A 13,078-nucleotide genomic window follows, 5' to 3' on the forward strand; every position below is an offset into this window, starting at 1 on the left:
CTTTTATCTGCATCTTAATACTGCAAATTTTAGTATTTTGCAGTGAATTCCGGCTGCATTTCAGATCTGCGGGCGTTTGCCCCGATTCTCCGGTTCCTAATATCTGATAATGTTTTCCGGCAGAAACTGCAGTATCTGCGGCCCCCTATTTAATATGCGCGCCAGCTGCCGGTCCCATTGCTGTGAGCACACCGAGCTGCGGGAAACGCAAACGCAGTGTTGCTGCAGTTTTTCTACCTGCGAAATTTCACACAGAATCGCGATCGACGGACCCGATCCGGAAAGAATCCGCCCGATTCCCGCTCCGTCGATTTCCGCAAAAATTTCGGCAAGATCCGGGCGGAGCAGCGCTGCCGGCTCCCAGAGATCGTTTTCGAAAGCTGCTGCCAGGTCAGTAAGTTTGCCTGCCGTAATTGCGTCAAGTATCGGCTGTGTGCTCGCCGGAACCGCAGGCGCTTCCGGAAATATTTCATCGAATTTCCGAAACACGCTTGGTGTTGCTAATCCTTGCGGATTGGTGAGAATCACCCATCCATGCATTATTTTCGAAGTTACCGGCAGGAGCTTTTCACCGCGCGAGGTACCGCGCGCAATTCCTCCGAGCAACGCAAAGGGATATCAGAACCGAGTTCCGCGCCGAGTTCCGCAAGTTTTATTCCGCTTAAACCTAATCCCCATAGTGCATTTAGTGCAGTTAGCGCAGCTGCCGCGTCTGCTGATCCTCCTGCCATTCCGCCGGCGACCGGGATTCGTTTGGTAACTATCAAATGTGCTCCCGCCTGCACGCCAGTCTCGCGCTGTAAAATCCGAGCTGCACGGATTACGAGATTAGTTTCATCTACCGGCAGATATTCGCCGAAACCGCGGATTTCCATAGTCACTTCACCGGTTTCGGTGTGAAACGCTTCCACATCGTCAAAAATATCGAGTGCTTCAAAAACAGTATCTAACGGGTGGAAACCGTCGGTACGGGGAGCTCCGACACGCAGCGCAAGATTCACTTTCGCGGGAGCTGAAACCTTAATACTCGAATCTTGTTTGAGAATCATTTTCGCCTTATCATCATTTTTTGTTGTTTGATTCCGGTTTGGACATTGCTTTACCGCTAAATAGTTATTAAATAGTTATTGCAGTTCTTTGGGCTGATTCGCTGTGCAATCCTGATTGCCGAATCTTGTTTTCCCAATACTGAATCCAGGTTCAGAAATGTTTTGCAATCTCTGCAAACTCGGCAACTGTAAGTGTTTCACCGCGGCGCTTCGGATCTATTTTTGCGGCCGTCAAGATTTCTTCCGCCCGCGCACCTGAACCTGCCCAGCCGCTCAGTGCCGCCCGCAATGTTTTCCGCCGCTGTGCAAAAGCCGCATCTACCACAGCAAACACTTTTTCGCGAGCGATACTTTCCGGTTGCGGTTTACGCTGAAAATGCACTAAAGCTGAATCTACGTTCGGCACCGGCCAAAATACGTTCCGCGAAATTTTTGCTCCGCGCCAAACCCGCCCATACCAGTTCGCTTTCACCGACGGCACCCCATAAGTGCGTGAACCTGGTTCCGCAGCGAGCCGATCCGCCACTTCTGCCTGCACCATTACGGTAAATTTTTCTAAACTTGGAATCACTTCCAGCAGCGTGAGCAGAATCGGTACTGCCGCGTTATACGGCAAATTTGCCACGAGATTTGCGGGAATAAACTGCACCGGCCCGGTTTCAGCGCTGCCCGGTAATTCCCGATAAGAGGGCGGCACTGCAAGGCTGTCTGCTCCGGTCACTTCCAGCGCGTCGAGTAATTGGACTGCAAAATTTGCTGCTGTGTCAGGAAGATTCGCTGCAACTGTCTTTGAAATCTGTTTCGCGAGTTTCGGATCGATTTCGACGGCGGAAACGTAAGCTCCGGTTTCGAGTAGTGCAAGCGTAAGCGAGCCAAGACCCGGTCCGATTTCGAGGACTTTATCTCCGGCCTGCACACCAGCGTCCCGCACAATTCTTCGTACTGTTGATCCGTCGTGCACAAAATTTTGGCCGAGTGTTTTCGTGGGGCGAATATCCAGCTCTGCCGCAATTTCACGAATTTGCGTTGGCCCGAGGAGCATTCCGGCATGAGATTGGGAACGGGCGGAAGCAGATTCCGTCGAAGCGGTGTCTTTTGTATCTTTACCGACTTGCGCATTGCCTGTTTCGCGTACACCAGTTCCGCCCGCAACCGCGGCGGCGGGAGAATTGTTTTGCTCAGAAAAATAACCAGGCACCGGCGAACTATCACCGCTGCCTGATGAAACTTGATTCGTCATAAGCCACATCTTACCTGATGTGAAAATATTGCTTAATACCAACCGACGGATTGCGAATGTGCCCAAGCGCCGCATGGGTTTCCATAACGTCCTTGGATATATCCTAGACCCCAGCGAATCTGCGTTGCCGGATTTGTCTGCCAGTCAGCACCGGCAGCTGCCATCTTCGAACCTGGAAGCGATTGCGGAATCCCATATGCGCCTGAAGACCGGTTCATTGCATGTGCGTTCCAACCGGATTCACGCTGCCAGAGGGCATCAAGGCAAGAGAACTGTTCTGCACCCCAACCGCGGCTTGCCAACATTTCTTGCGCAATCGCCCGTGCAGATCCGGGGCTTGGAGCCGGCCCTGCCGGCGGTGCGGCAATACTGCTGCTGTTTTTCGTATTTTCCTTTGTCCCAATCTTTGTGATTTGATCTACACGTGCCGTGGTAATAGCTTCGGCAACAATTTGCCGGCTAATTTCTTTTCCGTCACGGTATTTCACAGTGAAAGTGCGGGTTCCTTTTCCGTCGACACCTGCAGTGGAAATTTTCTTTTCACCTTTTGGCAGGCTTGAATCTTCTTCGTCTTTATTTTGGAAGCTATCGACAAACTCTTCAGCTGCAGTGGAGAACGTAATGCGCGAAATTGTGATTTCAGCACCATCAGTGAGTTTCGCGTTCAGCGGTACGGAAATTTCGTCTTGCCCGCCGAGCTTTATTTCAGCGTTTTCAAGAGCTTGTGCGATGGTCACACCGGAAAGTGACTGCAGTTTTTAGTTTTCCCGTCGACGTTTACCGTGTAAGCGATTTTTCTATCGCCTGTGCATCTGCTTTGGCAGCATTTACTTCCGAATTATCTGCATACGCCAACCCTTGGATTGCAGTGTTTCCAAGAGAGAATGCACCTGCTCCCACACTGAAAATTGATGTGACAGCTACGAGTGCGACGACGGCTGACCGCGCATGCCGGAAAAGACGGGGTTTCGGATAGATTTCCATCTCTGAAACCTGGGAAACGACAAGATGTTCGTTCATATATTCCGCGAAAGTTTTATTTGCGGCAGCAGAAAGCGCCGGTTCGGCTGCGGAGGGTTCGGCTGTAACCGATTCCGGTGCGGAAGCGGGAACCGGAATAGTTTTTTCAGACTGCGGGTGCTGCGGGTTTTCCGCTGCAGCTTTTGCCGCAACGCGCTCTGCTTCACGGCGTGCCCGGCGCGAGCCCGGCTTTGGCGCGGTACTGCACATCTCCAGAGCGGTTCGCTCCAGATTTTCAAGTGTGAAGTTTTGTGCATCCGTGTTCAGGGTTAAACTATGTTTTCCCAAAGGTTTCTCCAGCCAACTATGCCGATTACTTTTGCTTTCTCAGCTTGGGAAATCGGCACCTGTTACATTTCCTAGACTCATTGTAATCAAATTGTTACATAACTGTTAATCGGCTGAGATGAATCACACTTTCCCGCAGCTTTACTTTTGCCGAAAGCGCCACTTGCTTGCTGCAAAATAAGTTTGCCAAAATCGCCCGCACCGCACGATTCAGCGGCAAGAAAAAATTTCGGCAGCGGCTAATAATCCAGTTCATTTACTGCCGCACCAGGATCAGACGCAGTGTTGAACAGGAGTTCCGTCAGCTGCACATGCAATTCTTCCGCTTTCGGCACATCACGCAGCTCAAGCGGATCATCTGCAGAAGTTTCCAAAACCAGAGTACCGCAGCCGAAAATACGGTCGATGAAATCATATTCGTATGCCACATTTGAAATCCGCGAAAGCGGAATATCGTGACCTGTCTTTGAAATTATTCCGCGGCGGGTAATAATCCGCCGATTTGTGACGGTATAGGTGGAAGTATGCCACTTCAGCCAAGGCCAACCGAAAAAATCAAAATCAGGAGAATCCCAATCCCGACAATTATCCAGGTTACATAATGCGGCACATTTTCCGGCATAAAGATCAGCGCGGAAATCATCGCCGCAAGCACAATAAATAACAGCAGCACATTCTTAAAGAGCGCTTTGAAATGTTCGCGAGTATGCATAACCACAAATTCATCACGTCCAAGAATTCGCTTTGCACCTGCCATCAGATTCTTCCCTCCGCTTGTCCTATTGAATTTTATCCCCGTCGTTTATAAGACGTTTTATTCCAAACTATCCGTACCGTCGTCTCTATGCTCGCACACTAAACTGTTTCATGCCAGAATTTGCCCATTTCAAGAAATATTCCGCAAACCGCCTGATTATATTTTTCTCCGGCGCGCTTGCCCTCCCTCCGCAATTAACACCCGCAAAATCCGCGAACCGCTGCCGGCAATCACAACATAAAAGAATAATTTACAATTTCTTTACTGTTTCCATAGGGCTAAAGAACCTTTTATAGATAAAAACCAGACTTAAAATAAGCAGTATGAACCGCACGATTAACACCAGCACAAACAGCGCTGCAAGCATAAAATCTGCTCTCCGGAACACAAAAACCGCTTTCGCCAATACCGAAACCGCTGCCGCACACACGGAAAAAGCCGCACTCACCTACCGCGGAAAAGAATACACTTTCCCAATAATTCGCGGAACCGAAGGTGAGTGCGCAATCGACATATCGACGCTCCGCGAAACATCGGGGCTGATCACTTTTGACGACGGATACGGAAATACCGGTTCATGCAAATCAGCAATTACTTTTATCGACGGAGAAAAAGGAATCTTACGGTACCGCGGTATTCCAATTGAACAGCTTGCCGAAAATTCATCCTTTATCGAGGTAGCTGAACTGCTAATTTTCGGACAGCTCCCCGACCCGCAAGACCGTGCCGAATTCCGTTCACTGCTTACCGAAAACTCTTCACTGCATCGCGATATGCGCAAGCTTTTGACGGTTTTCCAGCACACGCGCACCCGATGGCAATTCTTTCTGCCGTAATTAACGCACTCCAAGCCTACGACCTTCCCCAAATCGGGATTGAAGACGATTCCGCATTCCGACGCGCTTCTGCGCTGCTGATTTCAAAAATCCGCACAATTGCAGCTGCCGCATACAAATCACACTTAGGCGAACCAATCATATATCCGCGCTACGACCTTTCATACGCCGAAAACCTCCTGCACATGATGTTCACACAGCCTTACCGCGACTACGAACCCACTCCCGAAGCTGCGCACGCTTTAAATATGTTTTTGGTCTTACACGCCGACCATGAACAAAACTGCTCTACTTCAACAGTGCGGATGGTCGCTTCCGGCGGAGCAAACCTTTACACCGCCATCTCTGCCGGAGTATCTGCACTTTGGGGGCAAAAACACGGCGGTGCAAATATGGCAGTAATCGATATGCTTGAACAGATCCACCGCGGGAACCTCACTCCGGCACGTTATGTTGAAACCGCAAAAGACAAAAATCACATATTCGCCTGATGGGCTTCGGACATCGGGTCTACCGCAATTTTGATCCGCGCGCGCAAGTATTGAAAAAGCAGCAGATGAACTGCTTGAAAAAATGCACATAAACGATCCGCTTCTCGATATTGCGCGGGAAATCGAAACTGCAGCCCTCGCCGACGATTATTTCACCGAACGAAAACTTTATCCGAATGTGGATTTCTACTCCGGAATTATTTTGCGTGCGCTTGGAATCCCGAAAGATATGTTTACAGTAATGTTCGCAATTGGGCGCACCCCTGGCTGGATTGCAAATTGGAAAGAGGCCGCGGAGAACCCAAATCAGCGAATTCACCGTCCGCGCCAAATCTACGTCGGGAAAACTAAGCAAGCTTGGCAGCCGAAAGAGCTGCGTTAAACCGATTTATTAAAGTCGCGTCAGATTCCATACACTTGGGCCGTAGTGCGGTTTAAGATTTCACACCAGCTTTCCAGCGATACTCCACGGCGATTTGCCATATATTGCGCCGTATAAACACATCCCCAGGGAGCATTCGGATGCCCGCGATACGGAACCGGGGTTAAATACGGCGCGTCAGTTTCAACCAAAATCAGTTCGGCGGGAAGCAAATCAAACGCCCGCTGCAAATACTCATTTACCGGATAGGTGAGCGGGCCGGCAAAGGAGGCATACCAGCCATTTTCTTTACAGAGTTGGGCAAGAGTTTCATCTCCGGAAAAACAATGAAATACGGTTTTTCCGGTGCGCCGTCGCGCCGTAAAATCTCCGCCACATCTTCATGCGCTTCACGGTCATGAATCTGCAGCGGCTTTCCCAACTCTTTCGCAAGCTGGATATGTGCGCGAAAAGAATCCTTTTGCGCCTGCTTTCCCGCCTCCGCAGTGCGGAAATAGTCAAGCCCTGTTTCGCCGACGGCAACCACTTGCGAATCGCGCGCCAGTTCCGCCGCATTCGCGATTGCACTTTCCAAATCAAATTCAAGATGATGCGGCTCAGGTTGATGTTCTAAACCGTCGGGAGATTTCTCGTACGCACCGGAATGCATTGCAGCTTCATTTGGATGGATCGCAATTGCCGCCCAAATATTCGGCACACGTTTCGCAAGCTCAAGAGTATGCGGAAATTCCGGAATTTCACATCCGGATGTGATTGCACCGCGCAAACCAGCGCGAGCCATTCCATCAAGCAGCGTCTGCTCAAGCAGCGGCATTAGAATCCGCCCGTCAGCATCGTATCGCTGCACAGCCGCTTCACCGGGATTAGGATCCGGATCAGCACTAATATGCGTATGATTATCGACGATCGGCACGTTTAACGGCTGCAGCGGAATCTCCGGCAGAAACCGTTTCTGATGCTTCTTCCCCATCTCGTTCCTGTATATTTTCGCTATGCGCCTGGCGCCGCTTACAGCCCCAGCAGTTCAAGCTCTTGGGCGATTATCGAATCGTCAAGCTTTACAAAAGCCGGCTTCGGTTTGGAAATTGGCGTACCCGGCTTTACGATTCGCCGCTCCCATTTCGGAGCTTTCGTGTAGTCCCCAGTGATAATCGGGAACTTGTGCCCGGAATCAATATCTTCAGTTTCCACAAGCTGCGGCATTGGCGCAATCGTGCCGTCGCCGCCAAGAACCGTATCAATCGTATTCGAAGAATGCGGCAAGAATACACACATCATCGTATTCAAATCAGACACCGCCTGGATCAGAGTGTTTAATACTGTCCCAAGGCGTTCCCGCAGCGATTCATCTTTCATCTTGAACGGCTCCGTTTTTGAAACGTACCCATTTGCTTCACCAACGAGCCGCATGATTTCCGTAAGTGCAGCGCGCTGCTGATGATTCGCAATAAAACCGCCGACGGTTTCAAATCCGGCATTAATCGTATCGAGCAGTTCACGATCGATATCTGCAAGCTCGCCCGCAGCCGGAATCTCACCAAAGTTCTTCGCAATCATTGCTGCAGTGCGGTTTACGAGATTCCCCCACCCTGCTACCAGCTCAGAGTTATTCCGGCGCACAAATTCTTCCCACGTAAAATCCGAATCGGAAGTTTCCGGCCCGGCAATCGAGATAAAATAACGCAAGGCATCCGGCTGATAGCGCGAAAGCACATCACGTACATAAATCACTACTGACTTCGACGAAGAGAACTTCTTCCCTCCATTGTCAGAAACTCGGAAGCTACCACTTGCGTTGGCAAGTTTAGTTCGCCAAATTCTCCGGCTTCTCCGCCGCGAGCGCCTTTACCGTTATATGCAAGCAGCTCTGCCGGCCAAATTTGGGAATGAAAGACGATATTATCTTTTCCCATAAAATAATAGGTGAGTGCTTCCGGATTTTGCCACCACTGTTTCCAGTCTTGCGCGGAACCAGTTCCGGTAAGTTCGCGCCGCCGCGCCCATTCAATCGAAGCTGAAAGATAACCAATCACCGCATCAAACCACACATAAAGGCGCTTATTTGGCTGATCTTCCCATCCTGGAACTGGAATTCCCCAGCTAATATCGCGGCTCATTGCGCGCGGACGTACGTCTTCAAGCAAATGCTTTGAGAAAGAAATAACGTTCGGACGCCATTTCCCTGCTTCTTCTACCTCGTCAAGCCAAACTTTGAGCGCTTCGGCAAGCGCCGGCAAATCGAGAAAATAATGTTTCGTAGTCTTAAATTCCGGGGTAAGCCCGGAAATCTTCGAAATCGGATTTACCAAATCCTGCGGATCAAGCTGATTTCCGCACGCATCGCACTGGTCGCCGCGCGCACCGTCGGTTCCGCAAAGCGGGCAAGTGCCTTCAATGTAGCGGTCCGGCAAGGTATTGCCCGTCTTTGGGTCAATTGCTACCGGCGTTTCCTGCACAATCATATATCCGTTATCGCGGCATCCGGCGAAGAGCTGCTGCACTACCTGCTCATGATTTACCGTAGTAGTACGGGTAAATAAATCATAGGAAAGCCCGAGATTTACAAGATCTTCAACAATAATCCGGTTGTTCTTATCGGCAAGCTCCTGCGGCGTCATTCCTTCTTTATCTGCAGCCACCATGATTGGCGTACCATGCTCATCAGTACCCGATACCATCAGCACATCGTGCCCAGCCATTCGCATATACCGCGAGAACACATCGGATGGCACACCGAAACCTGCCACGTGACCAATATGACGAGGGCCATTTGCGTACGGCCAAGCTACTGCAGAAAGAATTTTAGACATACTTCTAGGTTACGGCGTTTACCTTGTTTGAAGCGAATTATTCGGCGATTTTGTGCGCAATTGAGCAGGCGTTATCAGCAATTCAGCTTTAAATTCAGCCCTATTTTCCAGTTTTTTGCTTCTGTTCAGAACAGCAAAATATTTTCCGATTCCGGATTCGCTGATAGTTTATTTATTTACCAGATTTTAATTCCAAAGGGCCGGCAAAGCTAGAATAGTGCCAACATATTTCCGGTTTCCGGCAGGATTTACAAACATCTGCATGGAGAATTGAGAGGTTTGAAATGAGCAGCGAAAATCGTGCACTGATTATTGTCGACGTCCAGCTAGCCTTCTGTGAAGGCGGAGTTCTGGGTGTGACCGGCGGAAACGATACCGCCCGCAAGATTGCCGATTTCGTAACAAAAATGCCGACGAATACTCATTCATTGTCACTACCCAGGATTGGCATATTGATCCGGGGAAACATTTTTCCAATAATCCCGATTTTGCACACACCTGGCCGCTGCACGGTTTGGCCGGTACCGCAGAGGCTGAGCTGCATGCGGAGATAGCGGCGCTGCCTTTTCACGATTCAGTGAAGAAAGGCGAATACACCGGGGCATATTCCGGTTTTGAAGGGAAAATGATTCTGGCGAACCGCTGGAAACGATTCTGCGCAATCATCAGATTACCGCAGTTGACGTTGCGGGTATTTCTGAATCATTCTGCGTGAGATACACCGCACTTGATGCGCTGCGTATCGGCTGGCCGGTGCGTGTTTTCTCTGATTTAACTGTTCCCGTATCTGAGAAACTTGGATTGGAAGCCCGGAAAGAAATGGATGAAGCTGGTATCGAGCAGATTCCATCAAGTGAAGCTTTTGGTTTCTATCAGGAGCAAGAAAACGTCTCGGCTCCAAGCGATACAGAATCTAACCTGACTTCCGGAAAAATTTCCGGATTTACTTTTGGACGTGCAGATTCGTGGGGGAACGATTCGGATGATTCCTGGGACGATTTTGCCGATGAATCCGATGATGAGAGCTATGGCAGCGATTATGATGAAAACGGCGGATCGCGCTGGGATTTAGATGATTCCTGGAATTCTGACGACGCAGCTTGGGATGATTCCGATTCAGAGTGGGGCGAAGATTTTAATAACGACGGCTATCGCGCCGGTTTCGAATCAGAAAGTGCTGACGATCCCTCGCCTGATTCTGTGGAAGCAGAAATTGCGGCAGCTACCGGAAAAATGATTCCGGAGGAAACTGGTGCGGATTCTCCGGGGAAAGCAGCCGCCGTCGGCACGAAACAAATACGCGACGCGGAAAATGCGCCGCACCCGAAGATTAACGCAATGCCGGACGAAGACCTTTCCGCACTTGCAGATTTTGCCGATTTCGATCTTAATCTCGACGACTTCGACGATTTAAATATCGACTTTGATGAGGATATTGACTTTTCCGACGAAGCTACCGATGAAGATTTCGATTTTTCCGATATTGACTTTCGGTTCGATAAATAGTTCCTGCGATTAATTTGATCTGAAATAATCCGGAAAAATAGCGGGTTAAAAAATAGCGGGTTAAAAAATAGCGGGGTTCCTGAGTACTTAACTTCCAGAACCCCGCTAAGACATCCGCAGATTATCTGCTGACTGTTATTTTCCCTTTTCGCTTGCAGCTACTTTTCGCGAAGTCCACGGCCACCAGACCGGACGCCCGATATCGTAAACCAATCCTGGAATCAGCAGCGAACGCACAATAAAAGTATCAATCAGAATCCCCAATGCAACAATAATCGCCAGCTGCAGCATAAAGAGCAGCGGTACTACTCCAAGCGCCGCAAACGTCGCGGCAAGCACGATACCGGCAGAAGTGATTACCCCGCCGGTAACCGTCACCCCGCGAATCACACCAGAATGCGTATCGGATCTAATCGATTCCTCACGCACACGCGACATTAAGAAAATCGTGTAATCGATGCCGAGCGCGACAAGGAAAACAAAAGAGTAAATCGGCACAGTCGCATCAGCACCCGGATAATCAAGCACATAATCAAAAAGCAGTTTCGCAATGCCGAGAGTTGCCCCGAACGAAATCAAATTCGCGATAAGCAGCAGCAGCGGCGCGACGATTGAGCGCAGCAACAACATCAGCATAATAAAAATTACGCCAAGTACGACGGGCACAATCTTCTGAAAATCGCTATTTGCAGTATTTTGCGTGTCGAGCGCCTGCGCTGCCGGACCGCCGACCAACGCGTCCGGATCCATTTTATGCACCGCCGCCCGAATATCAGCCACAACCTTTCGTGAAGCAATATCTTCTGCCGGCATTTCCGTGGTCACATTCAAAAGAACTTTCCCATCCACAACGGTTGGCTCAGGGAGCTTATCTCCCGCTGCCTGCATCTGCATTGCGGCAGCGGCTTCCGGCGGGAGTCCTTGCGCACTGGAACCAGGATTTGGCTGCCCGTGCGCTGCTTGTTCTTGAGCTGTGACTTGTGCGCTTTGCGAACCTTGCGCACCTTGCGCACCTTGTACACCTTCAGGCATTCCTGCCGGCATTGCAGATTCGCTTTGCACTGCAACAGAATCAACTCCGGAAATCTGTTCAATCTCTGCCTTTGCCTGCGCAAACTTTTCTTTCGCCACAACCACCGTCGTCGGCTGAGAAGATCCTGCTGCAAACTTCTCTGCAAGCAGTTCAAAACCCGCCACAGCATCAGTCCGCTTCAGAAAAGAATCAAGCGTAGAAGTACCGGAAGCCCGGAAACTTGGGGCAAACGCCGCAAAAATAACGAGCACTGCCAGTACGCTAACCCACACTGGACGCGCCTTTTTCCCCACAAACTTTGCCGTTTTCCCCCAAAAACCATGATTTTCAAACAGCGCCGCTTCACCGTGCGCATGAACTTTAATTTTCGCCGGCCAGAACATGATTTTTTCGTGTCCGCGCGGCAATAACAAAATACCTGGAAGCAAAGTCAGCGCCGCAATCATTGCAAAAACAATCCCAATTGCCGCAATCGGACCAAGTGAAGCCGTCGAGGAAAGGTCAGAAATCATCAGTGTCAGCAAGCCGGCAATTACTGTGCCGCCGGAAGCGAGAATTGGCTCCCACGAACCTTTCACCGCAATCGCCATTGCACGCATCGGCGAATCCGCTGCTCCGATTTCTTCACGGTACCGCGCAATCATCAGCAAGCAGTAGTCAGTTGTCGCACCAATAACAAGAATTGCCAGAATACCTTGAGTTTGTGAATTAAGCGCAAACACGTCAGCTTTCGCCAGTTCAAAAACCACCCACACTGCCGCGCACAACGCGGCCATTGAAGTGAAAAGTACTGCAACCGGCATTAACACGTAACGGTACACAACCACCAAAATCACAAAGACCAGCGCCAGCGTTACCAGCAGCAAAGTTAAATCGATTCCGGCGAAAGCGGCAGTAAGGTCTGCAACAATCCCCGCCGGTCCGCTCACATTCACTTGCACATTTGCTGCGGCAAGATCCCCGGCAGCTGCTTCTGCACGAAGCACGGAAATTAACGTGTTCAGCTGCTTATTACCGTCGCTGTCAAGCTCATTTGCCTTTGCCGAGTCAATTGCAGCAGGCATTAGCGCCGCAGTGCGATCAGCATTAGGAATCACCGGAATTGGGTTGGAAATCAAATCTGCCAACTTCACACCATCGGAAATTTCAAGATTCGGAATCTTTTCGGCAAATTCTTTCAAAGCCGCAAACTGTTCTGCTGAAAGCTCTTCACCATCTTTCGAAGATGCTGCAAGTAAAGCTGGAATAGTCTGAGATTCGCTAAATTCTTTTGCCTGCTGGTCAGCAAGCGTGGATTCAGCCGATGCCGGCAAGAAAACCGCAGCATTATTTTCCGCCACGGTAGAAATTTTCCCTTGCGCCATTCCGCCAAAAGCTAATGCGGCAAGCCAAAGCAGCAATAAAAGAATCCGCAGCGGAATTGCTTTTTCGAGGTCAGAAAGTTGAGCATCCGATCTGTGCGCGTATGCATAAGTTCTCCAAATTCCAATCAGTAACAATCGAGAAACGGTAAAAATTAAACAACTTTTGTTTTGTAAACATTACCCTGCACATTTATCAAGAAAACGCTTCCGAAGAGAAAAGGGGCGCTATCTCACCTATTTACCGGAAAGTAATTATAGCAAAGCCAAAAATTCTTAACATTCGCGGGAATTACCGGATTTTC

8 protein-coding genes and 5 pseudogenes are annotated in these 13,078 nt (G+C 49.8%); 3 read left to right on the top strand and 10 right to left on the bottom strand.

What is annotated here, in order from left to right; all coding sequences use genetic code 11:
- Positions 1 to 96: 96 nt before the first annotated feature.
- The 7 genes from RQN30_RS05150 to RQN30_RS05180 all read right to left on the bottom strand — a co-directional run bounded on the left by RQN30_RS05150 (position 97) and on the right by RQN30_RS05180 (position 4,354).
- Positions 97 to 606, bottom strand: a complete 510-nt coding sequence (locus RQN30_RS05150; RefSeq protein ID WP_353061550.1) for a hypothetical protein — start codon at positions 604 to 606, stop codon at positions 97 to 99.
- Entirely contained in the window at positions 552 to 1,049 is a 498-nt protein-coding gene (locus RQN30_RS05155; RefSeq protein ID WP_353061551.1) for a GHMP family kinase ATP-binding protein, read from the bottom strand. Before RQN30_RS05155 ends, RQN30_RS05150 begins: the two co-directional genes overlap by 55 nt.
- 151 nt (positions 1,050 to 1,200) lie before the next feature.
- On the bottom strand, positions 1,201 to 2,091 hold the full coding sequence (gene rsmA / locus RQN30_RS05160; protein WP_353061772.1) for a 16S rRNA (adenine(1518)-N(6)/adenine(1519)-N(6))-dimethyltransferase RsmA: 891 nt from the start codon (positions 2,089 to 2,091) through the stop codon (positions 1,201 to 1,203).
- A gap of 230 nt (positions 2,092 to 2,321) precedes the next feature.
- Complete coding sequence (locus RQN30_RS05165; protein WP_353061552.1) at positions 2,322 to 3,026, bottom strand: resuscitation-promoting factor; 705 nt, start codon at positions 3,024 to 3,026, stop codon at positions 2,322 to 2,324.
- A 40-nt stretch (positions 3,027 to 3,066) separates the two neighbouring features.
- Positions 3,067 to 3,597 (bottom strand): hypothetical protein, encoded by a 531-nt coding sequence (locus RQN30_RS05170; protein WP_353061553.1) that lies wholly within the window; start codon positions 3,595 to 3,597, stop codon positions 3,067 to 3,069.
- Positions 3,598 to 3,836: 239 nt separating this feature from the next.
- Positions 3,837 to 4,190, bottom strand: a complete 354-nt coding sequence (locus RQN30_RS05175) for a PH domain-containing protein (protein WP_353061773.1) — start codon at positions 4,188 to 4,190, stop codon at positions 3,837 to 3,839.
- A complete protein-coding gene (locus tag RQN30_RS05180; RefSeq protein ID WP_353061554.1) occupies positions 4,130 to 4,354 on the bottom strand; it encodes a hypothetical protein in 225 nt (74 codons plus the stop codon). The genes RQN30_RS05175 and RQN30_RS05180 overlap by 61 nt, the downstream gene beginning before the upstream one ends.
- A gap of 323 nt (positions 4,355 to 4,677) precedes the next feature.
- On the opposite strand from RQN30_RS05180, the pseudogene RQN30_RS05185 reads away from it, so the two are divergent.
- Positions 4,678 to 5,681 (top strand): annotated as a pseudogene (locus tag RQN30_RS05185) (citrate/2-methylcitrate synthase).
- A pseudogene (locus RQN30_RS05190) lies at positions 5,681 to 6,063 on the top strand (citrate/2-methylcitrate synthase). Before RQN30_RS05185 ends, RQN30_RS05190 begins: the two co-directional pseudogenes overlap by 1 nt.
- Before the next feature lie 20 nt (positions 6,064 to 6,083).
- Here the strand turns inward: RQN30_RS05190 and RQN30_RS05195 are convergent.
- Both RQN30_RS05195 and metG read right to left on the bottom strand, forming a co-directional pair.
- Positions 6,084 to 7,033 (bottom strand): annotated as a pseudogene (locus RQN30_RS05195) (TatD family hydrolase).
- A 38-nt stretch (positions 7,034 to 7,071) separates the two neighbouring features.
- Positions 7,072 to 8,873, bottom strand: a pseudogene (gene metG / locus RQN30_RS05200) (methionine--tRNA ligase).
- A gap of 284 nt (positions 8,874 to 9,157) precedes the next feature.
- On the opposite strand from metG, the pseudogene RQN30_RS05205 reads away from it, so the two are divergent.
- Positions 9,158 to 9,737: pseudogene (locus RQN30_RS05205) on the top strand (isochorismatase family protein); the annotation flags it as partial.
- Positions 9,738 to 10,514: 777 nt separating this feature from the next.
- Here the strand turns inward: RQN30_RS05205 and RQN30_RS05210 are convergent.
- Positions 10,515 to 12,812, bottom strand: a complete 2,298-nt coding sequence (locus RQN30_RS05210; RefSeq protein WP_353061555.1) for an MMPL family transporter — start codon at positions 12,810 to 12,812, stop codon at positions 10,515 to 10,517.
- Positions 12,813 to 13,078 lie beyond the last annotated feature (266 nt).

The organism is Arcanobacterium hippocoleae, from assembly GCF_040360365.1.
In the GTDB taxonomy this organism is placed as follows: Bacteria; Actinomycetota; Actinomycetes; order Actinomycetales; family Actinomycetaceae; genus Arcanobacterium_A; species Arcanobacterium_A hippocoleae_A.

Coding starts and splice junctions, on each gene's coding strand:
- rsmA (WP_353061772.1), bottom strand. CDS start 2,091: ATGCTCCTCGGGCCAACGCAAATTCGTGAAATTGCGGCAGAGCTGGAT.
- RQN30_RS05180 (WP_353061554.1), bottom strand. CDS start 4,354: ATGGCAGGTGCAAAGCGAATTCTTGGACGTGATGAATTTGTGGTTATG.
- RQN30_RS05155 (WP_353061551.1), bottom strand. CDS start 1,049: ATGATTCTCAAACAAGATTCGAGTATTAAGGTTTCAGCTCCCGCGAAA.